General features: G+C 39.2%; 25 protein-coding genes. 16 read left to right on the top strand and 9 right to left on the bottom strand.

Features of this window, described 5'->3' with window-relative positions:
- Positions 1–46: 46 nt before the first annotated feature.
- The 7 genes from ACY10D_RS08885 to ACY10D_RS08915 all read left to right on the top strand — a co-directional run bounded on the left by ACY10D_RS08885 (position 47) and on the right by ACY10D_RS08915 (position 6,710).
- A complete protein-coding gene (locus ACY10D_RS08885; protein ID WP_487000384.1) occupies positions 47–247 on the top strand; it encodes a DUF378 domain-containing protein in 201 nt (66 codons plus the stop codon).
- A gap of 86 nt (positions 248–333) precedes the next feature.
- A complete protein-coding gene (locus tag ACY10D_RS08890) occupies positions 334–1,203 on the top strand; it encodes an outer membrane protein (protein WP_487000385.1) in 870 nt (289 codons plus the stop codon).
- A 436-nt stretch (positions 1,204–1,639) separates the two neighbouring features.
- Entirely contained in the window at positions 1,640–3,193 is a 1,554-nt protein-coding gene (locus ACY10D_RS08895; protein WP_487000386.1) for an ATP-binding protein, read from the top strand.
- 116 nt (positions 3,194–3,309) lie between these two features.
- A complete protein-coding gene (ubiE, locus tag ACY10D_RS08900; protein WP_487000387.1) occupies positions 3,310–4,068 on the top strand; it encodes a bifunctional demethylmenaquinone methyltransferase/2-methoxy-6-polyprenyl-1,4-benzoquinol methylase UbiE in 759 nt (252 codons plus the stop codon).
- 9 nt (positions 4,069–4,077) lie between these two features.
- The gene (locus ACY10D_RS08905; protein ID WP_487000388.1) at positions 4,078–4,698 is read left to right on the top strand and encodes an SCP2 sterol-binding domain-containing protein; all 621 of its coding nucleotides are present in this window, start codon (positions 4,078–4,080) and stop codon (positions 4,696–4,698) included.
- Positions 4,691–6,355, top strand: a complete 1,665-nt coding sequence (gene ubiB / locus ACY10D_RS08910) for a ubiquinone biosynthesis regulatory protein kinase UbiB (protein ID WP_487000389.1) — start codon at positions 4,691–4,693, stop codon at positions 6,353–6,355. The genes ACY10D_RS08905 and ubiB overlap by 8 nt, the downstream gene beginning before the upstream one ends.
- A gap of 4 nt (positions 6,356–6,359) precedes the next feature.
- The gene (locus tag ACY10D_RS08915; protein ID WP_487000390.1) at positions 6,360–6,710 is read left to right on the top strand and encodes a histidine triad nucleotide-binding protein; all 351 of its coding nucleotides are present in this window, start codon (positions 6,360–6,362) and stop codon (positions 6,708–6,710) included.
- Here the strand turns inward: ACY10D_RS08915 and ACY10D_RS08920 are convergent.
- From ACY10D_RS08920 to ACY10D_RS08935, 4 genes are all read right to left on the bottom strand, one after another.
- Positions 6,707–7,288, bottom strand: a complete 582-nt coding sequence (locus ACY10D_RS08920; RefSeq protein WP_487000391.1) for a cysteine hydrolase family protein — start codon at positions 7,286–7,288, stop codon at positions 6,707–6,709. The genes ACY10D_RS08915 and ACY10D_RS08920 overlap by 4 nt on opposite strands.
- Before the next feature lie 349 nt (positions 7,289–7,637).
- Positions 7,638–9,530: a molecular chaperone HtpG gene (gene htpG, locus ACY10D_RS08925; protein ID WP_192483677.1), complete on the bottom strand. Its 1,893-nt coding sequence runs from the start codon at positions 9,528–9,530 to the stop codon at positions 7,638–7,640.
- Positions 9,531–9,777: 247 nt separating this feature from the next.
- Positions 9,778–11,730: an ATP-dependent zinc metalloprotease FtsH gene (gene ftsH / locus ACY10D_RS08930; RefSeq protein WP_487000392.1), complete on the bottom strand. Its 1,953-nt coding sequence runs from the start codon at positions 11,728–11,730 to the stop codon at positions 9,778–9,780.
- A 269-nt stretch (positions 11,731–11,999) separates the two neighbouring features.
- Complete coding sequence (locus ACY10D_RS08935; RefSeq protein WP_487000393.1) at positions 12,000–12,743, bottom strand: substrate-binding periplasmic protein; 744 nt, start codon at positions 12,741–12,743, stop codon at positions 12,000–12,002.
- 206 nt (positions 12,744–12,949) lie between these two features.
- On the opposite strand from ACY10D_RS08935, the gene ACY10D_RS08940 reads away from it, so the two are divergent.
- Together ACY10D_RS08940 and ACY10D_RS08945 are read left to right on the top strand one after the other, a co-directional pair.
- Positions 12,950–13,828 (top strand): FKBP-type peptidyl-prolyl cis-trans isomerase N-terminal domain-containing protein, encoded by an 879-nt coding sequence (locus ACY10D_RS08940; RefSeq protein ID WP_487000394.1) that lies wholly within the window; start codon positions 12,950–12,952, stop codon positions 13,826–13,828.
- Positions 13,829–13,906: 78 nt separating this feature from the next.
- Positions 13,907–14,677, top strand: a complete 771-nt coding sequence (locus ACY10D_RS08945) for an exodeoxyribonuclease III (protein WP_487000395.1) — start codon at positions 13,907–13,909, stop codon at positions 14,675–14,677.
- Here ACY10D_RS08945 and ACY10D_RS08950 read toward each other — a convergent pair.
- Together ACY10D_RS08950 and ACY10D_RS08955 are read right to left on the bottom strand one after the other, a co-directional pair.
- Positions 14,674–14,820 carry a DUF29 family protein gene (locus ACY10D_RS08950; protein ID WP_487000396.1) on the bottom strand — a complete coding sequence of 49 codons (147 nt, stop codon included), beginning with the start codon at positions 14,818–14,820 and terminating at the stop codon, positions 14,674–14,676. The genes ACY10D_RS08945 and ACY10D_RS08950 overlap by 4 nt on opposite strands.
- A 78-nt stretch (positions 14,821–14,898) precedes the next feature.
- A complete protein-coding gene (locus ACY10D_RS08955; RefSeq protein ID WP_487000397.1) occupies positions 14,899–16,302 on the bottom strand; it encodes an LbtU family siderophore porin in 1,404 nt (467 codons plus the stop codon).
- Positions 16,303–16,492: 190 nt separating this feature from the next.
- On the opposite strand from ACY10D_RS08955, the gene ACY10D_RS08960 reads away from it, so the two are divergent.
- The gene (locus tag ACY10D_RS08960) at positions 16,493–17,737 is read left to right on the top strand and encodes an NAD(P)/FAD-dependent oxidoreductase (RefSeq protein ID WP_487000398.1); all 1,245 of its coding nucleotides are present in this window, start codon (positions 16,493–16,495) and stop codon (positions 17,735–17,737) included.
- Here the strand turns inward: ACY10D_RS08960 and ACY10D_RS08965 are convergent.
- The gene (locus ACY10D_RS08965) at positions 17,734–18,378 is read right to left on the bottom strand and encodes a lysoplasmalogenase (protein WP_487000399.1); all 645 of its coding nucleotides are present in this window, start codon (positions 18,376–18,378) and stop codon (positions 17,734–17,736) included. The two genes, ACY10D_RS08960 and ACY10D_RS08965, sit on opposite strands and share 4 nt — an antisense overlap.
- Before the next feature lie 168 nt (positions 18,379–18,546).
- On the opposite strand from ACY10D_RS08965, the gene ACY10D_RS08970 reads away from it, so the two are divergent.
- Positions 18,547–19,311, top strand: a complete 765-nt coding sequence (locus ACY10D_RS08970; protein WP_487000400.1) for a glycosyltransferase family 2 protein — start codon at positions 18,547–18,549, stop codon at positions 19,309–19,311.
- On the top strand, positions 19,301–20,119 hold the full coding sequence (locus ACY10D_RS08975; protein ID WP_487000401.1) for a glycosyltransferase family 2 protein: 819 nt from the start codon (positions 19,301–19,303) through the stop codon (positions 20,117–20,119). The genes ACY10D_RS08970 and ACY10D_RS08975 overlap by 11 nt, the downstream gene beginning before the upstream one ends.
- Here ACY10D_RS08975 and ACY10D_RS08980 read toward each other — a convergent pair.
- Positions 20,114–21,202: a glycosyltransferase gene (locus ACY10D_RS08980; protein WP_487000402.1), complete on the bottom strand. Its 1,089-nt coding sequence runs from the start codon at positions 21,200–21,202 to the stop codon at positions 20,114–20,116. The two genes, ACY10D_RS08975 and ACY10D_RS08980, sit on opposite strands and share 6 nt — an antisense overlap.
- Positions 21,203–21,390: 188 nt before the next feature.
- On the opposite strand from ACY10D_RS08980, the gene ACY10D_RS08985 reads away from it, so the two are divergent.
- The 4 genes from ACY10D_RS08985 (at position 21,391) to ACY10D_RS09000 (ending at position 25,481) form a co-directional block, all read left to right on the top strand.
- On the top strand, positions 21,391–22,563 hold the full coding sequence (locus tag ACY10D_RS08985) for an O-antigen ligase family protein (RefSeq protein ID WP_487000403.1): 1,173 nt from the start codon (positions 21,391–21,393) through the stop codon (positions 22,561–22,563).
- Between the two features lie 79 nt (positions 22,564–22,642).
- Positions 22,643–24,028 (top strand): UDP-N-acetylmuramate--L-alanine ligase, encoded by a 1,386-nt coding sequence (gene murC / locus ACY10D_RS08990; protein WP_487000404.1) that lies wholly within the window; start codon positions 22,643–22,645, stop codon positions 24,026–24,028.
- Entirely contained in the window at positions 24,025–24,912 is an 888-nt protein-coding gene (rsmI, locus tag ACY10D_RS08995) for a 16S rRNA (cytidine(1402)-2'-O)-methyltransferase (RefSeq protein WP_487000405.1), read from the top strand. Before murC ends, rsmI begins: the two co-directional genes overlap by 4 nt.
- A gap of 5 nt (positions 24,913–24,917) precedes the next feature.
- Complete coding sequence (locus tag ACY10D_RS09000) at positions 24,918–25,481, top strand: YqeG family HAD IIIA-type phosphatase (RefSeq protein WP_487000406.1); 564 nt, start codon at positions 24,918–24,920, stop codon at positions 25,479–25,481.
- Between the two features lie 172 nt (positions 25,482–25,653).
- On the opposite strand, the gene ACY10D_RS09005 is transcribed toward ACY10D_RS09000, so the two are convergent.
- Positions 25,654–25,902: a hypothetical protein gene (locus ACY10D_RS09005; protein ID WP_487000407.1), complete on the bottom strand. Its 249-nt coding sequence runs from the start codon at positions 25,900–25,902 to the stop codon at positions 25,654–25,656.
- Positions 25,903–26,014: the final 112 nt, after the last annotated feature.

The following is a 26,014-nucleotide window of genomic DNA, read 5'->3' on the forward strand; positions in this document are numbered from 1 at the left end:
ACAAAAGCCTATTTGTTTTTATTAATAAACGCCACAAGGAGATATTATGCGCTTTTTAAACACATTACTGATGCTACTGACGATTATCGGCGGCTTTAACTGGTTTACTTCATCAGTTTTTAACTTCAATATTATTACTAGCATTTTTCATAGTTCACCAAACTGGCAAAAAATCGCTTATGTGATTATTGGTCTTGCGTCACTGTACTGCTTAAGCCTATTAAAACAAATTTATAAAACCAAATAATCCAGAAATTCTGCATAATCCGTTTGAGCTCATTATCTATTGTGTCTATACTCTAGAAAATCATGCGATATGGAAGCTATCTTATTATGTGGAAAAAAAGCATTGTTACTTCACTATTGGTGACTTCGTGCTTGGGCGCGGCGTTGGCGGATGATGTCTCTCTGCCTTCGACAAACTTTAATTTTGATGTCAAAACGGTCTCCTCAGATTCGACCTATAAACCGATGTTGGGCTTTGTCGATCAAGGTAAAACCTATATTAAATTCCCACCAACAGTGACAAACCATAATATGCCGTTGATTCTGGTTGATCAGCTAGGTGATGGTGATGCACCGATTATTTCATGGGATCAAGGCTATGTTGTCATTAACCAGCCATCAACGCATGTAAAGATCTATAATCCGCGCACAAAGAAGCTTATTTATGATTTAACTTTCCCTGATCAGTTTAACTATAGCAAAGTACCACCTTCACCACGAATATTGCCTTATGAGTTTGCCGGATTCTTTATGGGTGCCACAGTTGGGATGTCCAATATTGGCAGCAAAGGCAACTCAGCCTCAGGCGGATTAAAGCTTGGTTATGATTGGCATTTCACCAAAGGTTTCTTAGCTGGTTTTGAGCTTGGCTTTAACTATGATGGTAAAGTCTCAAAAGATTCAGTAGATTATAAAAGTTGGAATATAAATGCGATGCTTAGAGCTAAATATCTATTCCAATCTGGCTTTAATGTGACTGGCAAGGCAGGGGTTGCTTATGTTAAAAACAGTCAGTCAACACCGGTTGGGCAAGCGACAAACAGCATCGGCAATAGTATTGCTCCGCGTATTGGTGCTGAGGTCGGTTATCTATTTACCAATGGTATTGGTTTAAATCTGGAATATGATCACCTTTTCTCAAACTCGAAAGTACTATCCGTCAACACTTTCCAAGTCGGTATTTCTTATATTTTCTAATGCTTCAAGGGGTTAATTAACACCACTAGAAATAATGCACAAATCCAATATCAAATAGATTCATTGTCCCTCTAGTTTTTGCTGGGATGATCTTGTAACCGCTAGTGCGCCAGCAAAAACATAAGCGAAAATCTTTGTACTCATAACAACCTATCCTTGTATATCAATTTAAAGAACAGGCGTCATTGTGCATATAAAAGCTCATTAAATCAAGGGTGAATTGATCACTTGTTCTATACTGTTGATCGTTAGTATCTTTTTATCTGTTTATTGGTTCTGCTTTACTAAAATCATATCGTTGCGTTTTAAATGCATAGCAATCCAGTTTTGTCATAAACGACAGCTTTAGAGAACTCAAGCTATGACTATTCCTAAGTCATGCGTTCTTTGCTACACTCTATGTCAGTAATGGTTTTACTTAAAGACATAATGACGCATGAAAAAATTACCGATTGGCTACTCAACTCTGGCTGAAATGATTAACGGCAATACATTTTATGTTGATAAAACCAAACACATCCATGAAACAACTTCTCAGGGCAAATATTATTTTTTATCTCGCCCACGACGCTTTGGTAAGAGTTTAACTATTGACACCTTAAAGCAGCTGTTTCTTGGCAAGCATGAACTGTTTAAAGGCTTATACATTGAAGATAAATGGGATTTTAATGAAGTATTTCCCGTGATTCATTTTAGCTTTGGTGGCTCTAAGGCAATCAATAGTGAAAAAACCTTACTCGAAATTATTGACCAAACGTTACTTAACACAGCTAAGACCTATGAAGTTGAACTCCCCGATTTAGAGTATAGTGCTCAATTTGACACATTAATCAAAGCATTAAAACATAAATATAATCAACGCGTTGTATTCTTAGTTGATGAATACGATAAACCTATTCTTGATGTCATTAGCGAGTCTGATCAGGCGCTGCGCAATCGTGAAATACTCAAAGGGCTTTATAGCGTAATCAAAGACAACGACGCCTGTTTACGCTTTGTCTTCTTAACCGGGGTATCTAAATTCTCTAAAGTAAGCTTGTTTAGCGGCTTAAACAACTTGGAAGACATCTCCTTTCAAGCACAATTTGCTGATCTATGTGGCTACACCCAAGAGGAGTTAGAAAGCACCTTTGGTGACTATCTACACGATGTTGATCTTGGCAAACTCAAAGCATGGTACAACGGCTATAATTTTGCAGGTTCTGAAAAGCAAAAAGTCTACAACCCGTTTGATATCTTGCTATTTTTCAGAAATCAACAATATCAAAGTTACTGGTTTGAAACTGGCACACCCACTTTTTTAATCAAGCTCATCAGCAAACGCCGTGACATAATTCCTAAGCTTGAGAATTATGAAGCAACACCTGATGCGTTAAATAGTATTGATGTTAATAATATTCCAATTGCGGCATTAATGCTGCAAAGTGGTTATCTAACGATAAAAGAGCAATTTTATTTTGGTCAAGACCTTTGGTATCGTTTAGGCTATCCAAATTTTGAAGTGAAAACAGCCCTAAATAGACAACTGACCAAAATTGGGATTACTCAGGAAGATGCCACCGCCAATCAGCTTGCCATTAACCGTGCGCTATTGAGCGATGATTGGCAGCAATTTGCCAAAGCCATTCAAAGCTTTTATAGTAGCATTCCTTATGATTACTACACCAAAACACCATTACATCGCTATGAAGGTTATTATTGCGCGATTATCTACAGCTATTTTGCCGCCCTTGGCTATGACGTTAAACTAGGAGATCACACCTCTGAGGGTCGTATTGATATGTCGATTATTATCACGGGTAAAAAAGTCATTATTTTTGAGTTTAAGGTCAGTCAAGGTGAAGACTTAGCAGCTAAAGCTGTACAGCAGATTATCGATAAAAGCTATGCATTGAAATTTACCCATCTTGAGTTGCCAATCTATCAAGTTGGCATTTCATTTGACTCTAATTTACGGACAATCAATGGTTTTGAGGTTATTGAAAAATAATCAAAGCTTTTACATGCACAATAACCTAGCGCACAACAGCAAGCCAAGAAACGCTGTAAAATAGCTTCTTATGGGTATATACTGCCTAGCAATAATAAGCTTCGCTCATTTATCTTATGCATAAAAAACCACACGATCAAACCACACACTTTGGCTTTGAAGAAGTCAACTGGGAAGACAAACAGCAAAAGGTTGCCGATGTCTTTCATTCGGTGGCAGCAAAATATGACATTATGAATGACGTGATGTCATTCGGTGTACATCGTTTATGGAAGAAAATCGCCATTCAAAAAGCCTCAATCAAGTCAGGTCAAAAAGTTCTTGATCTAGCAGGTGGTACGGGTGATTTGGCTTACCAATTCACCCAAAAAGTTGGTGACAATGGCAAAGTAGTATTAAGTGACATCAATGCGTCAATGCTAAATGTTGGTCGTGAGAAATTAACCAATCGTGGTTGTGTTGGCAACATCGAATATGTGCAGGCCAACGCTGAATGTTTACCCTTTGCCGATAATACCTTTGATTGCATCACGATTTCATTTGGTCTTAGAAATGTCACCGATAAAGATGCGGCATTAGCTTCAATGCAGCGTGTATTAAAACCAGGTGGCCGTTTATTGGTACTTGAGTTTTCAAAGCCGATCCTGCCATTATTAAGCGAGATTTATGATCAATACTCTTTTAAAATTCTACCATTTATGGGACAGCTTATTGCCCAAGATGCCGATAGTTATCGCTATCTTGCGGAATCTATTCGCAAGCACCCAGATCAAGACACACTAAAAGAGATGATGCTAAATGCGGGCTTTGATAAGGTGGATTATCAGAATATGACCGGTGGCGTTGTCGCACTACATATGGGTATTAAATACTAAGGTGATCAAATGAATGAACAAATGATCATTAAATCAATTAACCTCATACTCGATAAAGTACTTAGCTTAGATCCACAGAAAACCTATTTGCTCGAAAAGCTGAACAACCAGCCTTTTTATATTGCTATTAATGATCTTAACCTATGTTTTTGTTTTGAGCCCAGTGAAGATAAGCTGATATTTGAATTAGCTGAAAGTACGCATTCAGCCAATCTACTGACAGCAACCTCAGGAACTTTAATCGCAATGGCATTAAGTCAACATCCACAAAGCTATATTCAACAAGGTGAGGTTAAATTTATTGGTGATATGCATGTGCTTGAGTATTATCGCGACTTCTTCAAAGCGATTCGCCCTGATCTGATCTTCACGCTAACTGCAGGTCAAACGACTTCACTAAATTCTTTTTTAGCCAAACCGCTTGATGTCATTAAAGCATGGTTGATGGCAAGTAAAGAGAGCCTGCCGCATGAGTTCAGAGAATACATTCAATATGAAAAAGAGCTTTTCCCATGCAAAGAAGAAGTCGAGGATTTCTTCAGTGACATTCAGCTGTTAAAACAGGATCTAGAGCGCATCACGACCAAAATAACTCGCCACATTAATACCAACGGTGATCAGCATGACTAAACTTAAAAAATGGCTACGCCTGATCTATATTGGTTACGTGCTAAATAAATATAACGTCACCACGATGATGGCTGATTTACCCTTATTGCGCACACTTAAAATCACGCTTATCTTTAATCCTTATTACTGGTTTGCACGCAATAAGCTTGATCGCGGTACTCGCCTGCGTTTAGCACTGGAGACATTGGGACCTATCTTTATTAAGTTTGGGCAAGCATTGTCAACACGTCGCGATTTATTACCACATGACCTTGCGAACGAACTTGCGAAACTACAAGACAAAGTACCTCCTTTTTCGGGCGAATATGCACGTAACGTGATTGAAAAGGCATTACAACAACCGATTAGTGACGCCTTTACACAATTTGACATTAACCCTTTAGCATCGGCATCGATTGCTCAGGTGCATAGTGCCATGCTCGCCAATGGTCAAGAAGTTGTGGTCAAAGTTTTACGCCCAAATATCGAAAAAGTATTAGTGCAGGATACAGAGCTACTAAAGACCCTTGCACATATGCTTGAGCATTATGTACCAGCAACTCGACGCTTGCGTCCCGTTGAAGTCGTGGCTGAGATTAGTCGTAACCTTCTTGATGAGCTTGATTTGCAGCGCGAGGCTGCCAATGCCTCACAGCTGAAACGCAACTTCAAAGGCAGTCATATCCATTACGTGCCTGAAGTGTATTGGCAATATTGCCGAAGCAACCTATTAACCATTGAGAAAATAAAGGGCATTCCTGTCTCTGATATTGACACATTAAAGTCACTTAACACCGATCTTAAACTCTTAGCTGAGCGTGGCGTTGAAATCTTCTATACACAAGTTTTCCGTGATTGTTTTTTCCATGCCGACATGCATCCTGGCAACATCTTTATTGATGCAACCACTCCGCAAGATCCTAAATATATATCTATTGATTTTGGCATTGTTGGCACGCTTACTCGTGAAGATCAGCATTATCTTGCTGGCAATTTTCTAGCTTTTTTTAATCGTGATTATAAAAAGGTAGCTGAGCTTCATATCGAATCTGGTTGGGTTCCGCATGATACCCGTGTTGATGAGTTAGAATCAGCCATTCGCACCGTCTGCGAGCCTATTTTTGAAAAGCCATTAGCTGATATCTCATTCGGTTATACCTTAATGCGTCTATTTCAAGTGGCAAGACGCTTTAATATGTCCGTACAACCACAGTTAGTACTATTACAAAAGACTTTATTAAACATAGAAGGCTTGGGACGAGATCTCTACCCTGAACTTAACCTATGGGCGACTGCTAAGCCATTTCTAGAGAAGTGGATGAAAACGCGTGTCGGCTGGCAAGGTTTTGTCAAACGTTCAATGGCAAGCATTCCTGATTTGAGTGAACGCTTGCCAGATGTGCCTGAGCTATTATTTGACTTATTAAATGCCCAAGTCAATCAGGCAAAGCGTGATAGCTTAGCACCACCAGATCAAAGCAAACAGGTCAAACACTCTAAACGCCATGGTGTTATGATTGGCTTTGGTATCTCACTCACCACACTTGGTATTATCTCTGGGTTTCAGGGTGAGCTATTAAACACATTGCACCAATTTATTGACAAACATTATGCTGTGATTGGTGGAATTGGTGTGGCACTATTGCTATACACTTTTTTCTCAAAACAAAAGGACTAGATCAATGAGTGATTGTATTTTTTGCAAAATTATTAATGGTGAAATCAAATCCAATAAAGTCTATGAGGATGCTGATATTTTGGCGTTTCATGATGCTTTCCCTGTAGCCGAAGCGCATGTGCTTGTTGTCCCTAAAAAGCACATCGATAGCTTAAATCATCTTGAAGATGGGGATATTCCTCTTGTTGGTAAAATTAACCTAGCGATCCCTAAGATTGCACAAACACTAGGGCTTAAAGCTGGTTTTAAAACTTTGGTGAATACCGGTAAAGCAGGCGGGCAAACTGTCTATCATCTGCATTATCATATATTAGGTGGGCGCTTTACCAAAAAGGATGCGCTACTGCACACTTAATTTTCTTTGGTAAACTCAGTCGTTGTAGTGATTTGTGCCAAACGCGATAAGGCGCTTAAACTTGCCTCATGAGACTCTTTAGTTGCAGCATTACATGCATCACTGATAATAACAACTTGATAATCACGATCATGCAACTCGCGAGCTGTCGCTTCAACCACATAAGTCGTTGATACGCCACAGATAATAACGCGTTCAATTTTATTGGCTCTTAGTACAGGTTCCAAATTCGTGCCATATAATGCACTCACGCGATGCTTAGTAACAATGACATCTTGAGGCTCGACATCCATTTTTTCGTGAAATTCCGTTCCCCATGTCCCGAGTTTCAATACGCCATATTCTGGCGCCTTACCAAACATCGGCGAATGCTTGGGACATTCTGGGTAATTTGCTTCAAAACCTACTTTAACATGCGCAATTAGCACGTTATGCTTTCGCGCCCAAGCAATCACCTCATTCGCCTTTTCCATTGTTTTATCTTCAATAATACGTGCCGCATTATGTGCACCAAAAGCACCTTTTGGATCGACGATTTCATTAATAAAGTCCGCAACTAAGACCAATGTATTCTGCATAATAAACTCCTTAAGTTTTATGATATTTCATTTAGGTTTAGTGAGTAATAGCGCATATTTAGCTTTCTCAAAATATTAATCTAACAACGAATGACAAATGAATAATGGCTTTGACTTTGCTCAGCCAACGTTCGTACTAATAAGCTCACGTGTTTATAACAACACAACTCAACGCCACTTAGTCTAATTCAAAATAATACTAAACTGCTAATGATAAAAACTAAATAGCTTTATAGAAACTTTAAAGATTACAGCCATCCAAGGCACAAAATTCCTTATATCAAGAATATACCCATCGTAAATGCTTGCAGTGTTTGGTTGCAAAGAAGTTTGTGATAGGTATATACGATTACACCGCTAAATATTTATTAACCAAACCGACAAAGTTCGCTGGATCTTCAAGCTGAGCACCTTCAACCAACAAGGCTTGTTGGTATAAAAGATCTGTCCAATCAGCAAATTGCGCATCGTCTTGCTCTTGTTGCAAATGCTTCACTAATTTATGATCAGCATTGATCTCAAGAATTGGCTTACCACCCATGCCAGGCATCATCATTTGTCCTGCATCTGCCATCATTTTTTGCAAATGCATGCTCATGCCATAATCATTAACAACAATACAGCTTGGTGAATTGGTCAAACGCTTAGAAAGACGTACATCTTCGACTTTATCTTGAAGCACTTCTTTCATTTGCTTAATAATGCTTTCAAACTCTTTTTGCGTTTCTTCTTGCTGCTTTTTATCTTCTTCAGAATCCAAATCACCAAGATCTAGATCACCTTTAGCAACAGATTTCAAAGTCTTCCCATCAAACTCAGATAAGTGTGATGTCATCCACTCATCAACGCGATCGCTTAACAGCAATACTTCAATGCCTTTCTTACGGAATACTTCCAGCTGCGGGTTATTCTTCGCTGCATTAAAGCTCTCAGCAGTCACATAGTAGATAAACTTCTGATCTTCCTTCATGCGTGACACGTAATCAGCTAATGACACGTCCTGCTCGGCAGTATCTTTGTGCGTTGAGGCAAAGCGCAATAACTTAGCGATCTTATCTTTGTTTTCATGATCTTCAGCAGGTGCTTCTTTTAATACTTGCCCAAATGCCTTCCAGAATTTTTCATACTGCTCTTTATCATCTTTAGCCATTTTATCAAGCATGTCTAAGACTTTTTTAGCCGCTGCTTTTTTGATCTTATCAATTACTTTGTTATGCTGCAAAATCTCACGTGAAATATTCAATGGCAAATCATTTGAATCAATAACACCTTTAACAAAACGTAAGTATGATGGCAATAAGTGCTCATTTTCCATGATAAATACACGTTGTACGTAAAGCTGTAAACCAGATTTACGCTCGCGATCCCATAGATCAAATGGTGCGCGCTCTGGTAGATACAGGAGACTTGTATATTCGAGATTACCTTCAACCTTATTGTGCGACCAAGTCAATGGATCGGTAAAATCATGTGAAATATGCTTATAAAACTCTTTGTACTCTTCATCGGTAATTTCAGATTTAGAACGTGTCCACAAGGCTTTTGCCTTATTGATTGTTTCCCATTCTTTGGTTTCTTTTTCTTTACCTTCTTCATCATGCTCAGTTTTTAGCATTTGAATAGGTAATGAGATATGATCTGAGTATTTCTTAACAATTTGGCGCAATTTAAAGTCATCAAGCAAATCATGCTCCTCATCTTTAAGATGCAGCACAATCTCAGTACCACGCGCCTCTTTAGTAATATCTTCAACGCTAAATGAACCGTCGGCCTTAGACTCCCAACGCACACCTTCTGAAGCTTCTACGCCAGCTTTACGTGTGTTTACTGTGACTTTATCAGCAACGATATAGGCAGAATAAAAGCCAACACCAAACTGACCAATCAATTGCGAATCTTTACTTTGATCACCACTTAATGCTTCTAAGAATTTCTTAGTGCCTGATTTTGCAATTGTGCCCAAATGCTCAATCACCTCATCACGCGTCATGCCGATACCATTATCTGAGATTGTAATCGTTTTAGCATCTTTATCAAAAGAAACACGCACCTTTAAATCAGCATCATTTTCAAAAATATCCGCATTGCTTAATGCTTCAAAGCGTAGCTTCTCTGCCGCATCTGATGCATTAGAAATAAGCTCTCTTAAGAAAATTTCACGGTTTGAATACAGTGAATGAATCACCAAATGTAATAATTGTTTTACTTCCGTTTGAAAGTCAAAAACTTGCTTTTCAGACATGCTTACTCCTATTTTGATTTGCTTTATTTAAAACTTGACCGCAAACAAATGGGCGTTAAAAAAGATATTTCAAGGCGAAATTTATAAAATGTTATCATTGACAGAAATAACTCTATTAAACCTCATTCGCTCCCTAAGCATAGTCGAAGGGTACGAGTGACAATGGCTTCGACTGACGCTCAGCCAACGTTGATAAACGTGTGATGAGTCAAATTATATTTGCAATAATATCCACGCGTTTAAGCGCTTATTTTTCAGATTGGTCATCCGCTTGTTGCGGTTTAGTTGCTTCAGACGGTGTCGAAGTTAGTGCTTCTTTGGCTACTTGTGGAGCCAATTTTTCTTTCTCATCTTTCGGGATATAGCTATCACCCCAATCACCTGGCTCTCTAACCTCACGACGCGCCATTAAATCATCGACCTGCATTGAGTCAATGGTTTCATACTTCATCAATGCATCCGCCATGGCGTGCAATATATCGGTATTTTCCTTAAGAATAGTTTCCGCTCTTGAGTAGTTTTCATCGATCAAGCGACGAACTTCACCATCGATATCAAGCGCTGTTTTATCTGAGAAGTGTTTTGGATTTTTGCCCATGCTTTGCCCTAAAAACGGCTGTTGATCATCTTCATCAAATAAAATCGGTCCCATCTTGTCGGACAAGCCCCATTTGGTCACCATGCTGCGAGCGATATTGGTTGCTACTTGAATATCATTGGAAGCACCCGTAGTTACCTTGTCATAACCAAAAATGAGCTCTTCAGCAATACGCCCACCAAAAATACTTGATAAACGACTTAATAGTTGTTCACGAGATTGACTGACCTGATCACCATCTGGCAAATACATTGTCACACCTAACGCGAGCCCTCTTGGAATAATACTGACCTTATACACAGGATCGTGATCAGGCACCAAACGCCCAACAATCGCATGTCCAGCTTCATGGTAAGCTGTTAAGCGTTTCTGCTCGTCACTCATTGCCATCGAACGACGTTCAGTTCCCATAAGAATCTTATCTTTAGCTTTCTCAAACTCTTCCATGCCAACGATCTCTTTATTAACACGTGCAGCAAATAACGCTGCTTCATTCACTAAATTTGCAAGCTCAGCACCTGAGAAGCCCGGTGTACCACGCGCAATCCAATCAACGCGCACCTCATCGGCCACCGCAATCTTACGCATATGAACTTTTAGAATTTGCTCACGGCCTTTAACACTTGGCAAACCAACCGTTACTTGTCTATCAAAACGACCAGGACGCAACAATGCAGGATCCAACACATCCGGTCGGTTAGTCGCAGCAATCACGATAACACCTTCATTATCGGCAAACCCATCCATCTCAACCAACATCTGATTTAATGTCTGCTCACGCTCATCATGTCCGCCACCTAGACCAGCCCCACGATGGCGACCCACGGCATCAATCTCATCGATAAAGATAATACAAGGCGCGCGACGCTTGGCTTGTTCAAACATATCACGCACACGTGACGCACCCACACCAACAAACATTTCAACAAAATCAGAACCTGAGATTGAAAAGAAAGGTACCTTTGCTTCACCGGCAATTGCGCGTGCCAATAGAGTTTTACCCGTTCCTGGAGGCCCAACCATCAAGACACCTTTAGGGATCTTGCCGCCAATCTTCTCGTATTTGGCAGGGTTCTTTAAGAAATCAACGATTTCAGCGACTTCTTCTTTAGCTTCATCGACACCGGCGACATCTGCTAAAGTTACTTTGATCTGATCTTCACCTAAGAGCTTTGCCTTACTTTTGCCAAATGAAAAAGCACCACTCTTGCCACCTCCGGCACGCATCATTAGGAAAATAAAAAAGCCGGCAATTAATAACAGTGGCAACCAATTAAACAAAAATGCCAATAATAAACTTGGCTTTTCAGGTGCTTTCGCAGATACTTCAGCGTTTTTAGTTAGCATCTGATCAACAATACTTTGATCCAGCAGTGGTGCATAGGTAGTAAACTTCTCACCCGTATCAGTTGTCCCTGTGAAGGTTCGACCATCAACATTAATTGATTGGATGCTGCCGCTCTTTAATTGTTGCACAAAACTTGAGTACTTCATCGTTGTTGATGGATCGGTCTTCGTACTCATGTTGCTAAAAATAAACACTAAACCTACGGCAATCAAACCCCAGAATAGTGCATTTCGCAAGAACTCATTTTTCTTCATGCAAGTGTAACCCTATTGATTTTGCTTAATTATTTAACTTCCAAGCTCAAACCTAAAAGCCAATTTATTGGTTGGACATTATAGTATATCGCTGACCTTGTCGCGATGGCTTCACAACAAAATTTTGCAAACACTTAATTAAGCTCAACCTTAGCACAAAAAAATATCGCTTCACAATTGTAATTCAGCAGATATTTAGCGAATGCGCTAACTCAGCATAACGCATGCTCAGCAAGAAATTAAATATACTATTAAAATAAAATCGATAATTATTGCTTATCAAAATTACAATATAGATCCGGATTAAACTTCATAGTCTTTAGCCCATTATTAAATAAGCTAATCAGTTTGGCTGAGCCTGTTTGATCTTTTGCAGCAATTAAGTAATGCGTCTGCTGATCCGCAACAAATGCCTTAGTGAAAAGGCTTATCCCGTCTTTGATATGCGCAATATTTTCAAACGCATCGTCACCTGCGTAGACAGCAGTCACACGCTTAGCCTTCAATTGACTAAAACAATCTTGCATTGTTAATGCAGTAATACGCGTTGCTGTCTTTTGTGTAAACATGTCTGCCAACTTGCCATAAGCACCATAGCCTTGCGGCACGCAGACTTTCGCCCCTTGTAACGATTCGAAATCAACATGGCTTTGCTTATCATCAGTCAACACCCAAATGTAAGCCGATTTAGTGTAAAGCGCATCACTATAAAGGTATTTTTGTGCACGCTTCTTGGTATAGCTCCATGGAAATGACACGCTAGGTGAAGCGCCATAGGCTAAGCTTTTCATTGCTACACTCCAGGGTAGCCATTTAATCTCACCAAGATTCACGCCTTGACTTTTAAAAACTTTTGTCACAAATTCAGTCAAACAACCTTTATTGTTTTCATGCTGATTAACATATGGATAATAATAATCACCTAAGGCATAATCGATCGTATATTGAGTTTGCGCACTGGCATAACTCATGCCCATACTCAGCAAAATAGCACTAAACTTTAATCCCCTCACATCGCACTCCTCTTTCGCATTATTTATCCTTAACATCGATGCTCTTAGCATAAACGTAATTAATCCAAAATGCATTAACCATAATGTCAATCCAAGGAATATAGCATTTTTTTGCCGCATACACATATTGACTTATGCCAAATCAATTTCTACGATGTGATGCGTATTTGAACTTTTAACAGATAATCTCAATCTAAGGAGAACACATGAAAAAGATTATTGCACTAACCACTGCCATGCTACTTGCTGGCTCAATCACAGCTTATGCCGCTGATGCACAAACAACTGCAGCTGCAGTTGATGCCAAGCCTGCTGCGGCTAAAACTGACGCGGCAAAACCTGCTAAAGTTGATATGAAAGAAGTAAGCTACATCATCGGTCAAGAGATGGGTAAAGGCTTCAAATCACAAGATATCGAGCTTGATGTCAAACAATTAAATGCAGGTTTAGAAGCTGGACTTTCTGGCAAAGAATCTAAGATTTCTGAAGCTAAAAGCAAAGAAATCATGCAAGCTTTCCAAATGGAAATGATTCAAAAAGCCCAAACAAAAATGAAAGCTGAAGGTACTGCAAATCAAAAAGCAGCCGATGCATTTATGGCTGACGTTGCTAAAATGCCTAATGTTAAAAAAGCAGCTGATGGTATCTACTATCAAGTAATCACTGAAGGTAAAGGTGACGTTCCTGCTAAAACTGATACAGTAACCGTTAATTACACAGGTACAACACCTGCTGCTGATTTCAACAAAGACGCTAAAGCGGGTGCGGCACAACTAGCCAAGGGCGAGCTTCTTGGTAAAGTGTTTGATAGTTCTGAAAAAACTGGCAAACCAGCAACTTTCCCATTAAACCAAGTGATCCCTTGCTGGACTGATGCTTTAAGTCAAATCCCAGTAGGTTCAACAGTTATTCTTTACTGTGCACCTAAGCAAGCATATGGCGAGATGGCTCCACCACAAATTGGACCGAATCAAGTACTAAGCTTCAAAGTAGAATTAATCAAAGCAGAAAAAGCAGAGAAACCTGCAGCAAATGATGCTTCTGCAACTGATACTAAAGCAGATGCAACAACTGCTACTAAATAATTCACTCTAACACTAAAATCTTAAGCCCGCTATTGCGGGCTTTTTTATTTACTGGAAAACGACAAGAGGGATGATTATATGAAGGTTATTTCATTTAATGCTAACGGCATTCGCGCTGCCACACGCAAGGGCTTTTTTGACTGGTTTATGCAGCAAGATGCTGATTTTTTATGTATCCAAGAAACCAAGGCACAATTTGAGCAACTCAAAGACGATGCCATTTATTTTCCTGAGGGGTATCACTACGCCTATACTGATGCCAAGAAAAAAGGCTACAGTGGCGTTGCCATCTATGCCAAACGCAAACCTAAGCGTATCATCCACACCCTAGGCATAGACTGGGCAGATGATGAAGGTCGCTATATTCAATTTGATTATGATGATTTAAGTGTTGCCTCTATCTATATCCCCTCAGGCTCCAGTGGTGACGAACGTCAGGCATATAAAATGGATTTCTTAGATAAGTATAAAGATATACTCAAAGATCAAATTAACCATAACAAGCGCTTTATCGTCTGTGGTGATGTTAATATTGTGCACAAAGAAATCGATATTAAAAACTGGAAACAAAACCAGAAAACATCCGGCGTTTTACCTGAGGAGCGTGCCTGGCTTGATCATGTCTTTGATGATATTGGTTGGGTTGATGCCTTTCGCGTAATTAACCAAAAATCTGAACAATATACTTGGTGGTCAAATCGTGGTCAGGCGCGCGCTAAAAATGTCGGTTGGCGGATTGATTATCAGTGGATTACACCTGAACTAAAAGATAAAGTCATTGCTGATAATGTTTACACTGATTCATGGTTTTCAGATCATGCACCCCTGTCAATCACTTATAAAGCTTAAGGGTAAAACTCATCATCTAATAGCTGCGCCAACGTGTAAGGCAAGTATGCTGGAAACTCACTTTCAGCCAGTCCTGTTTCTTTTTGCGCTGCCAAAATCGCATCACCATAAACATCATCAAGCATTTCAGAAAGATCAAACAAAAAAGCCTGCGATTGCAGGCTTCAAATGGCAAAAATAGAAGGTTGAGGATTTCCTCCTATTTTTTACGGTTTTTGTTTTTAGAAATATACTGAGATATCTAAAGTATAGGCATTAGTATGCTGATTGTTGTACATATGCATATAAGCATATTCCAGACCGATCAAGACATTCTCAGTAAAGAATGGACGTTGCGCTGAAGCAACAACCATTTTATTCACGCCAGAGCCTGGGTAGATAACTTTATAGTTATTGTTTGAGGTAGCTCCCGACGTTGTCCCATAAACTTTATCCGCATTACCCGTTAAAGTAATCGGTAAATTATTAGTGTTATAAGCACCGTTATAGGCAATATTGAAGTTAGTTGAACGACCATAGATCTCAGGTGAGAAACCTGCTTGAACATACCAAGCACCAGCATAGCCACTATTAGTCATATCTGATTTATTTGTTGTTTGCGCCCAACCAGCACCAACACCATAGATATCATAATTTAAGCTTGCATCAAAGTTCACCGCACCAATACGTGTTTTTTCTGGCCCTGGTTTTGTTGCAATATTGAATGAGCTATTACCCGTGCCGTTAACATCATACACATAACCACCGTTAACGCCATATGCCCACTTGCCAGACTCGCCACCATAAAATGCTGCATAAATAAAGTTACTGGTATGATCATCTGTTTGGAAAAGTGTTACGTTACTGCTTAAACCATCTTTATAGTAAGCAAGCGAGACATTATTGACACGACTTGGTCTAAATAACATCTGCGTTAATGAGCCAGTCCACGGACCACCACCTGAGAATGAACCCAATGCCAGACGGTTTTTACCAACCGTTGCATACAGTGGGAAGTCATCTAAATTACCAAACATCACAAAAGCGTCTTGTGCATTAACTTTATAGCTATCAGATGGATCTGCTGCTAGCGTTGTTTCCGCTGTAACATAACGACCTAAGTTCGCTGCAATATACAAGTTAGCTGTAGTAATTGGCAAGCCTTTGCCTGACTGATATGTTTCTTCTGGCGTACCCTTACCATATTTGATTGGGCTACCATGCCAAACCTGTGGATCTGCCTCTAAATACCCACCGAAAACTAGCGCACGATCACTATACATATTACGCTGCTTTAATAAGCCTAGTGCAAACTGTGATGAGCTTAACATGCCCATAGGGACCACACCTTCGTGAATATCTGAGAATAAGAAATTCTGAATCTGCCCCATATTCGTTGGCACTGTCACGTGATCAAAACTATCTGAACCAGTGCCAACACTTTCAACACTACCATGTTGAGTTTGTGCAGGCGCTGATTTTGCCATTGCTTCTTGACTTGCTTGCAATGCGGCAATCTCTTTTTTCAGCTCAGCAATCTGCGCTTGTACTGTTTGATTATCTGCATTGCTATTGTTAGCATCTTGCGCATACACTGCCGTGGCAGCAGATGCGGCAAGCATCGCCAATGTGATTTTTTTTAACATTTGTCTTCCCCTTCCTGTTTTCTTTACGGGTAATTTTACCTACGAGCAAAAAATGCTCGATAACAAGATAACTGATGACAAAAAAAAAGAAAAGTACAAAAACCTGCTTTTTATGAAATTATTATAGAGTCACGCTTGATTTTTGATTACAGTGAGCGCACTAACTTTAATATTTACTCAACAACTTCTAATGCATACTAAACCTAACGATTTTAACGCTGATGTTTTAATTATTGGCGCAGGTCCCTCAGGCACTGTTGCCGCGTCAATCCTTGTACAAAAAGGCTATCAAGTCACAATTATTGAATCCTCCAAGTTCCCACGCTTTTCTATTGGCGAGAGCCTGCTGCCACAAGCAATGGAATTTCTAGCGCATGCTAATTTACTTTCCTGTATTGAAAGCACACACTTTCAATTTAAAAATGGCGCTGCATTTTCTCATCAAGAGCATTATACAGAATTTGACTTTAGTCAAAAATTTAGCGCTGGATTTGATAGTACATTTCAAGTCGAGCGTAGTGTTTTTGATAAACTGTTAGCTGATCAAGCTGTACAATTTGGTACGACAATTATCTATGAGCAGCAAGTTACTGATATTGAACTAAGTAGCAATAGTCAGATGATCAGCACAATGGATAAGAGTGGCAAAACACATCAATATAATGCACGATTTGTACTTGATGCTAGCGGCTTTGCGCGCGTGTTGCCTAATTTACTAAAACTTAATTTGCCAAGTGAATTTCCGCCACGCATGTCTGTCTTCACCCATATCAATAGCGCACTTGATCAAAGATTATTTGACCAAAATAAAATCTTGATCACTGTGCACCCAATGCACAGCAACATTTGGTTTTGGCTGATCCCCTTAAGCCCAACCAAATACTCACTTGGGGTGGTTGGTGAGCCGCATTTGCTACAACAAAGTGAAGATGAACCCGAAAAAATATTAATGCGACTTATCAATGAAACACCTAATTTATCTAATATCTTAAAAGAAGTTAGCTTTGATATGCCAGTACGAAAGATTGTTGGCTACGCCCAAGATATAAGCACACTGCATGGCGCAGGCTATGCACTTCTTGGCAATGCTGGCGAGTTTTTAGATCCCATATTCTCATCAGGGGTCACGATTGCTCTAAAATCAGCCGTCCTTGCCGCTGAAACGTTAGATAAGTCGCTAAAAGGTGAGCGCGTTAACTGGCAACAAGACTTTGCTATTCCGCTACAAAAAGGCGTTAATACTTTTAAATCCTATGTCCGCGCTTGGTACACCGGTGAATTACAACAAATTATCTTCAGTCACACTCAGCCACCTGAAATCAAAGCCAAGATCTGCTCAATTCTGGCAGGTTACGCCTGGGATGAAACCAATGATTATGCCACGGATGCTAAACGCAAACTAAGTGTGCTTGCTAAGGTGTGTAGTCACCTTTAATAAAAGGCTATCGCCGCACTGGCGATTAAATATTGCGCCAAATAATAACTGATCATCACAAGACTCGGTTCGTGCTTTAACCTGCGTTTAAACTTATCCCACGCCAATACGGAATCTGAGAACATAAAGCACAATGCACCAAGCATCATATACAGGCTTGGTAATGACTTATCGACAATATAAACATTAACAGCCACAGCCCCCATTACCACAATAATCACCATATAAACAGCAACGGCAATGCGATCTGAACCCAGTTTTGAATAAAGCAAAGAGTAAAACACTATTGCATATAGCAACATCGCAGCAATAACCCACCAATGAAATAATGTCAGCTGCAACGAGAAAGCCACAATATAAGCAATATGCGCCAACAGGAAACTAGCAAGCCCACCAGTGAAGCATTGCGCCTTTGTCGATAGCAGAAAAATATCACCTATCAATGACAGTATTAATCCCAATAAAATCAATACCACAAACAGGTTAAGCTCAGCACTAAAGCAAAATGCATACACCAAAATCAATAAGGTTGTTAATGGCTTAAAAAAATAACTTAAAACACTCATGGTGCGATATTTGTCGATAATATGTATGCTCGCACATAGAGCGATTAATAACATTAATCCAATTATTCCTAACATGGCTTATTTATCCAACATCCAACATCCAACATCCAACATCCAACATCCAACATCCAACATCCAACATCCAACAAAAACATTCTAACAAATTATTATCACAACGCATTCTTGTCATTGCTCAACTTATGTTATGATACGCAGCAATCAAATCCGGTCAACCCTATACTTATGACTGAAAAGAAAAACACGCTTGGCGTAGTAATTATCACGAAAAACGAAGAAAAGAATATCGCACGCTGCTTGGAGTCTATTAAATGGGCAGATGAGATTATTGTCGTTGACTCAGGCAGCACCGATAAGACACTTGAAATTGCTCAATCTTATGGTGCCAAGACGATTGAACGTCATTGGCCTGGGGATGGTCCACAAAAGCATTTTGGCATTTCACAATTAACCACTAACTGGGGGCTTGTATTAGATGCCGATGAAGAGGCCACAATCGAACTTGCACACTCGATTAAAGCAACTTTGAAAACCCCACAATACAGCTTTTATAAAATGCATCGTCGATCATTTTTTTTGGGCAAAATCATTCACCATGGCGACTGGGGTAAAGACTGGATTGTCCGTTTATTTGATTGCAAAAAACACCAATGGACACAAGATATAGTTCACGCCAAACTTGATGTTTCTAAAAAACAAGCAGGGATGTTAAAAGGCAAACTTATTCATCACTCTCAAGACAGTGTCACTAGCTCATTAAAGAAAATGAACGATTATAGCGATGGCACCTCCACGATTCTTTGGCAAAAAGGCAAAAAAACTTCCTTGCTAAAGGCAAGTTTTCATAAGAACTGGACTTTCTTACGTGGCTTTATTATGCGCTTAGGATTTTTAGATGGTAAACGTGGTTATTTGATTGCTAAATTGTCAGCTTATGGCTCATATTTTAAATATGTTAAATTATGGGAGAAACATCAAAATGAACAATAATACCTGTCAAGGACTGATCTCTGTTGTTATTTCCACCTATAACTGGCCTGATGCGCTTAAGCTCGTTTTAACGGCATTAAACAACCAAGCCGATCGAAATTTTGAGGTTATTATTGTTGATGATGGCTCGACTTCTGCAACCAAAGAGATGATTGAGCAATTTAAAACAATGACTCGCTTTCCTTTAAAGCATTTATGGCAAGAGGATAAAGGGTTTCGTGCTGCAAGAGCACGTAACCTTGGCATTAAAAATGCCTCTGGAGATTACATTATCTTTCTCGATGGTGACTGCGTGCCAAATATGCATTTTGTTGAAAACCACCGCAAAATAGCTGAGATAAATTATTTTGTCGTTGGTCATCGTATTATTTTATCCAAAAGCTACACACAAAAAGTTTTACAACAACAACTGCCATTATGGAAAAAAAGTGCCTTTGAGTGGATATTTAACACCTTACGCAAAAATTCAAATAAACTCTTACCAAAACTTTATGTTCCTTTTTTAAATCGTTATAAAAAGCCAAATAAATGGCAAGGCGCCAAAACTTGCAATCTCGCCTTTTGGAAAAGTGACTTGCTTGCCGTAAAAGGCTTTGACGAAAGTTTTGAAGGATGGGGGTTTGAGGACTCAGACCTAGTTATTCGCATACTTAATCATGGGAAAAAACGTAAATCTGGCAAGTTTGCCACAGAAGTCTTTCATTTGTGGCACAAAGAAGCAGATAGATCAAATGAGAGTAAAAACTTTGATTACCTACAACAACTATTGCAAACAAAGCGTATTCACCCTGCAAATTCTGAACTATAACAAGTCCTTCTGATATATCGTGTTGACAGTGTTAAATGCACTCTCAAAGCTAAACTTTTCTAACTGCTGCTGTGTTGCAGTAATAGGAGAGACTAAAGCTTCCTCTATACTTTTAGCTAGCGCCAACGGATCATTGCAAGACACTAAGTATTTAGCCATATTTTCAACTAATATTTCTTTTGGCCCCGACTTACAGTCCGTACTCACCACAGGTGTTCCACAGATCATTGCCTCAACAATCACGTTACCAAATGCTTCATAATCAGAGCACAACACAACAACTTGAGCATTTTTCATATATGGAAATGGGTTGCTCATGAAATTCATAACTTGAATTTGGCTTCGCTTATTAGAATTTTCCACCTGTTTTTCCAATGCTGAAACATTATCAGTAATAAAAATTACATTCACATGCGCTGCAATTTGTTCAAATGCTGCCAATAACAGATCCTGACGCTTACTATCTAAGCTATATCTGCCAACATGTAAAATATAGGGATTCTCATCAACCTGAAATGCCTGCGCTTTGCTACGGATCAGATCAAAGTCAAAAAAATTATATAATACATGAATCGATTTTGGTTTAACTTCAAACCTATTAAGAAGCGTCTCTTTAACACCATGAGACACACATATAATTCGTCTTTTATTAAAATGCCTAAATTCTTTTTTGCGCATTTTTTGATAGGATTTTTCACTTTCCTCCAACTTTCTATCTAGCACAAAACTTGAACAAAAATGTCGATAATAAAATGTTTTATTCTCAACAGAAGTTTTTAGCCATTGCCTTGAAGTCGTTTTATTGGAAAAAATCATTTTAAAACCATGGAGCTTATCTAGCTTGGTAATTAACCTAGACACCAAAGTTTCTTGAATGACTTTAATGCCACGAGCGTTTTTTGCTGCCTCTGCAAATAAAATAATTCGTTCATCAACATCAATATCAACCTTCTCAAAGACAATCAAATAAACTTGCAGTCCTTGCTCTAAAAAAAGTCGCGCAAGATTAAGAAGCACAACATCAGCACCGCCACGTTTTAATCCTTGAGAAATTAGTAAAACTTTGTCATTAGCCTTTAACATATTAAGATCAAATTGGACACATTAGGATAAAATTGATTCTACTTGAGTTGATGTCAAATGCTAAGGACTTTATACTAGCAAAAATCTTATTTGAGGTAGTTTAACTTAACATGCAAACCCCGTCACATCAAAACTACGACTTTCTGAATAAAGCTTATCTTTTTTTCGCCTTTGGACTAGGGCTCGTCATGACAGTCTCTACAGCACTCACCAGCATATTTGCTGTATGTTTATTGCTATTGTTTATCATCAGCGGTGACTATCGCGCTAAACTGGCGCTAATAAAGCGTTTTTATATATGGCCAGCAATTGCATTAATTCTATTGGCTTTGATTAGTTGTTTGTATTCAACGCTGCCATTTAATGAGTCCATTGGCTGGGTTGGCAAATTTTACAAACTCCTAATTATTTGGATTATCGCCTATGTCTGCTATAAAAATCCTGAGATTATTAATAAGCTCTTATTGGCATTTTTTATTGGTGTGATACTCAATGTCATTGCTATTTTCGTGAATTATTATTTCTTAAGTCCTGAAAATGCCATTGTCTTTAGTGGCGCAACCTTTCCGGCGGCACAATCACACTTTGTGACGGGCTTCATCTTTGCTATTTCTGCATTTATGCTCTTTTCAATGGCGTTAACAACCCACAGCAAAAAGCAGCGAATTCTTTTTCTGATTCTCGGCATTATCATTATTTGTGCTGAGCTTGGCTTAAACACGAGTCGCACCGGTTATTTGATCGAGTTTTCTGTATTGGCAGTTGGCTTTTTTATGAAGTTCCGCTGGAAAGGTTTAATTGCTGCCATTGTCATTGTCCCAAGTGTTTTTGCTGCATTTTATCATTTCTCGCCAAACTTCAAGATGCGTATTGATGAAGCCTACAATAGTACCATTAGCTATTATAATGGCACAAACACTGACACTTCCGCAGGTATTCGCCTAGGTTTCTATCACACTGCTTTGGGAATTTTTAAACATAAGCCACAGCGTATTTTCTATGGTTGTGGCACAGGCGCACAAACACAGTGCAGCGCACATTTTATTAATAGTGAGGTACCATCACATGACAAGAAATATTATCGTGTGATCAATAACCCACACAACCAATATGTCTACTTTGCGATGCAGTCGGGTATCTGGGCAGTTGCTGCATTCATCCTTTTATTACTTGCTTCTTTTTACTATGCAAAAGACATGCCAATGATGATGCGTAATAACACACGCATCCTTATCATTGCCTTTGCCATTGGCTGCTTGGTTAACTCGTGGATTTTAGATATTGGTCCTGGATTTATCTTCTGCTTTTTGTTACCCGTCGTGTTGGCTCAACGCCACACCGAAAAACCAGATGCACAATAAAACCAAATTCCCCAATATTTTTATCTCTAGTTATATTAAACTACTTAGCAGTATTGATTTGCCATAACAAATAATCATCGTGACAACGACACAAAAAACAGCACATTATCACTTTATCGGCATTGGCGGCATGGGTATGTCAGCGCTTGCGATATTTTGCTTACAAAAAGGCTATCGTGTATCTGGCTCTGATTTGCAATCATCAGAGCTCACATCAAAGCTCACTACAATGGGTGCGCGTATCACATTTGGGCATGATGCTAGGAATTTAACCGATGCTGATGCAGTGATTTATACCTCAGCCATGCGTGAAGATAATCCTGAATATCAAAAAGCATTAAGCCAAAACATACAAATTTATCATCGTGCGGAATTCTTAGCCTTTTTAAGTAAAGACTATACTGAGCTTATTGCCATTACTGGCACGCATGGCAAAACAACGATCACTAGTCTTTTGGCACACATCATGCGTGAAGCAGGGCTTAATCCAAGCTTTATTAATGGTGGACTTGCTAATAATTTCACACATCACGCACATGCGGGTGACTCACCTTATATGATTATTGAGGCCGATGAAAGTGATGCGTCATTTCTTAAGATACACCCTAAGCATATTATTATCAGTAACGTTGATCTTGACCACATGCAAACCTATCAACATGAGGTCAAAGCACTTATTCAAAGCTTTGCTAATTTCGCTTTAGCTGATGGTGTGCGTGGCGAGATTCTCGTTGGCAGTGATAGTGATAGCGCTTATCAGCTCATAAAAAAGATAAAAACACACAAGCCAAGTGCTCTACATTATGGCTTAAAAAGTGATATGGATATTCAAATTGAGCACTTCCAGCAAACAACACATCACGCGAAGTTTGATATTACCATCACAGATAAGAGCTATAAGGACCTTATAAGCACCTTGCCTGGTAAGCATAATGCTGAAAATGCGCTTGCCGCCATTGCACTTTGTCTTAAGTTTGGCATTGCCGAGAATATGATTAAACAGGCGCTATTAAGCTTTAAAGGTATTTATCGTCGCTTTAACCATTATCAAACCACTATTAACAATCATTCGATCGAACTCATTGATGATTATGGCCACCATCCGGTTGAGATTCAAAGCACAATGGATGCCGTTTCACAACAATTTTCGCATCAGCGCCTCATTCACATCTATCAGCCTCACCGCTATACACGGACGCGCGATTTATTTCATGAATTTATCGACTGTTTAAACAGTGCGGATATTGTGATTCTAATGCGCAGTTATGCTGCCAGTGAAGACCCAATTGAGGGCGCGCATGCCGTAGATCTATTTAACGCACTAACAAACAAACACCCGCAATGTTTTTATGTTGATAATAATAAAGAAGCCAAAACCCTTATCGATAAACTTGCCACAGCACATGATGTGGTACTTGTGCAAGGGGCAGGAGACATTGCCAATTTAGTGAGTATGTTGCGATGAAGAACCAGATTGAACGCGGAGTATTATATGTTGTCGCGACACCTATCGGCAATTTACAGGATATTACGTTGCGTGCTTTAGATGCGTTAAAACAAGCTGAAGTCATCTTTGCTGAAGATACGCGTGTCACGCGCAAATTGTTAGAGCAATATGCGATTAAACCACCGGTTATTATTTCCTGTCATGAGCATAACGAGCAGGCACGTATTAATTTATTAATCGAACATTTAAACGATCAAAAAATAGTGGCTTTAGTTAGTGATGCCGGCACGCCATTGATTAGTGACCCAGGCTTTTACTTGGTAAAAACTCTGCGTGAGAAAAACTACACTGTAGTGCCATTACCTGGCGCTAGCGCATTAATCACCGCCTTATCCGCAGCAGGCATCGCGACCGATGGTTTTCAATTTAAAGGTTTCTTACCTGCTAAGTCAGGAGCTCGCAAAAAGATTTTACAAAGTATTGAAAAATCCACTATCACAACAGCCTTTTATGAATCAACACATCGAATTATTGCCACACTTACGGATATTCAAGCTACATTACCAAGTCACACACTGGTTGTAGCTAAAGAATTGACCAAACAATTTGAACGTTTCTTTCATGGGACTGCTAATGATATTTTGTCTGATTTTGCAAAAGACTCTTCATTAACAAAGGGTGAATTTGTTATCTTAATCGAAGGGATTAAGGCAGATGAAAAAGACGATACTATTGTTGATGAACATAAACTGCTTAGGCTATTGCTTGAGGAACTGCCAATCAAAAAAGCTGTCAGCATTACAGTGGAGCTTACCCAAGGCAAAAAAAACGCCCTATATAAGCAAGCGCTTGCAATACAAGAAGATAAACAAAACAACACCAATAACACATCAGGAATATAAATTTAATGGGACGATTTAGTTTTACGATTAAAATGAGCTGGTATCAACGTAAAAAAATAAAAGCGATTGCCCAGCGCAAACATCAAGTGGAAAATGTCACACAGTTAAATCCTGAAAAGCTTAAAAAATCAGGTATTCATTATATTGCACTTGATTTTGATGGTGTACTTGCGCCTCATGGTCAACCCTTGCCGAATGAAAAAATTCTCAATTGGCTTAAGTCGCTAACGGATAAGTATAGTGAGCATAATATTTTTATTCTTTCAAATATGCCAACCGCAGAGCGCGCCCAGTATTTTGCTACACATTTCCCTAATATTCGCTTTATCGATGGTGTTGCTAAAAAGCCTTATCCCGATGGCTTATTAAAAATTCAAGAACTCGCACAATGCAAAGCGCATGAACTTGCCCTTGTTGATGATCGACTGCTTACTGGATGCCTTGCCTGCATTTTGGCTGGCAGCTTTCCAATTCTAGTTATGAGTCCCTATAGCAACTATAAAAGACGACCTTTTCAAGAAAGCTTTTTTGGCTTACTACGTTTTATTGAGAAATCAATTTTTCTTTAAATTACTATGCCACTATATAAACGTTGGCTGAGCGTTAGTCAAAGCCACATGTTATCTCTACGTCGCCCTTCTACTTCGCTCAGGGCGCGAGGTAATTGTGCGAATACTTGAACCTTAATCCATTAAATAAACGACAATACCTTCTTTGAATGCTAGAATTACTCTTGATGAATCATAAAGAGTAAAGATGATTATATGCAAAAAATACAAGATTATTCACTGTGTTTAAATCAAGCCCAGCTAAGTAGTTTTTGAGTAAATTAAACACCCTCTGAGGACTGCCAATGATGCCATCAATAATCGGTAACTCCTTCTTAATCTTATTACCTTCCTCATCAACCACATAAATAACAAATAGCTTAACCTCTCGCCACTGACAAATGGATATTGATTTTAGCCAGATGCTTTTTGACTTCATCATATGAGCTCAATGCGGCCGAAAGCATCGCAATATAGGTGCTTAAACCATTGGATACAGCATGGTGAATGCCTAGCAATTGCAAGCCTGGTTTACAGCCTGTACCTTTGCCTTT

It is taken from the genome of Cysteiniphilum sp., from assembly GCF_057495195.1.

Excerpts from the sequence above, each read along its gene's own strand:
- ACY10D_RS08985 (WP_487000403.1), top strand. The coding sequence starts at position 21,391 with ATGACAGTCTCTACAGCACTCACCAGCATATTTGCTGTATGTTTATTG.
- ftsH (WP_487000392.1), bottom strand. The coding sequence starts at position 11,730 with ATGAAGAAAAATGAGTTCTTGCGAAATGCACTATTCTGGGGTTTGATT.
- ACY10D_RS08980 (WP_487000402.1), bottom strand. The coding sequence starts at position 21,202 with ATGTTAAAGGCTAATGACAAAGTTTTACTAATTTCTCAAGGATTAAAA.
- ACY10D_RS09000 (WP_487000406.1), top strand. The coding sequence starts at position 24,918 with ATGGGACGATTTAGTTTTACGATTAAAATGAGCTGGTATCAACGTAAA.
- ACY10D_RS08920 (WP_487000391.1), bottom strand. The coding sequence starts at position 7,288 with ATGCAGAATACATTGGTCTTAGTTGCGGACTTTATTAATGAAATCGTC.
- htpG (WP_192483677.1), bottom strand. The coding sequence starts at position 9,530 with ATGTCTGAAAAGCAAGTTTTTGACTTTCAAACGGAAGTAAAACAATTA.
- ACY10D_RS08905 (WP_487000388.1), top strand. The coding sequence starts at position 4,078 with ATGAATGAACAAATGATCATTAAATCAATTAACCTCATACTCGATAAA.
- ACY10D_RS08885 (WP_487000384.1), top strand. The coding sequence starts at position 47 with ATGCGCTTTTTAAACACATTACTGATGCTACTGACGATTATCGGCGGC.
- ACY10D_RS08955 (WP_487000397.1), bottom strand. The coding sequence starts at position 16,302 with ATGTTAAAAAAAATCACATTGGCGATGCTTGCCGCATCTGCTGCCACG.
- ACY10D_RS08975 (WP_487000401.1), top strand. The coding sequence starts at position 19,301 with ATGAACAATAATACCTGTCAAGGACTGATCTCTGTTGTTATTTCCACC.
- rsmI (WP_487000405.1), top strand. The coding sequence starts at position 24,025 with ATGAAGAACCAGATTGAACGCGGAGTATTATATGTTGTCGCGACACCT.
- ACY10D_RS08895 (WP_487000386.1), top strand. The coding sequence starts at position 1,640 with ATGAAAAAATTACCGATTGGCTACTCAACTCTGGCTGAAATGATTAAC.
- ACY10D_RS08970 (WP_487000400.1), top strand. The coding sequence starts at position 18,547 with ATGACTGAAAAGAAAAACACGCTTGGCGTAGTAATTATCACGAAAAAC.
- ubiE (WP_487000387.1), top strand. The coding sequence starts at position 3,310 with ATGCATAAAAAACCACACGATCAAACCACACACTTTGGCTTTGAAGAA.
- ubiB (WP_487000389.1), top strand. The coding sequence starts at position 4,691 with ATGACTAAACTTAAAAAATGGCTACGCCTGATCTATATTGGTTACGTG.
- ACY10D_RS08945 (WP_487000395.1), top strand. The coding sequence starts at position 13,907 with ATGAAGGTTATTTCATTTAATGCTAACGGCATTCGCGCTGCCACACGC.
- ACY10D_RS08940 (WP_487000394.1), top strand. The coding sequence starts at position 12,950 with ATGAAAAAGATTATTGCACTAACCACTGCCATGCTACTTGCTGGCTCA.
- ACY10D_RS08915 (WP_487000390.1), top strand. The coding sequence starts at position 6,360 with ATGAGTGATTGTATTTTTTGCAAAATTATTAATGGTGAAATCAAATCC.
- ACY10D_RS08890 (WP_487000385.1), top strand. The coding sequence starts at position 334 with ATGTGGAAAAAAAGCATTGTTACTTCACTATTGGTGACTTCGTGCTTG.
- ACY10D_RS09005 (WP_487000407.1), bottom strand. The coding sequence starts at position 25,902 with ATGATGAAGTCAAAAAGCATCTGGCTAAAATCAATATCCATTTGTCAG.
- ACY10D_RS08965 (WP_487000399.1), bottom strand. The coding sequence starts at position 18,378 with ATGTTAGGAATAATTGGATTAATGTTATTAATCGCTCTATGTGCGAGC.
- ACY10D_RS08960 (WP_487000398.1), top strand. The coding sequence starts at position 16,493 with ATGCATACTAAACCTAACGATTTTAACGCTGATGTTTTAATTATTGGC.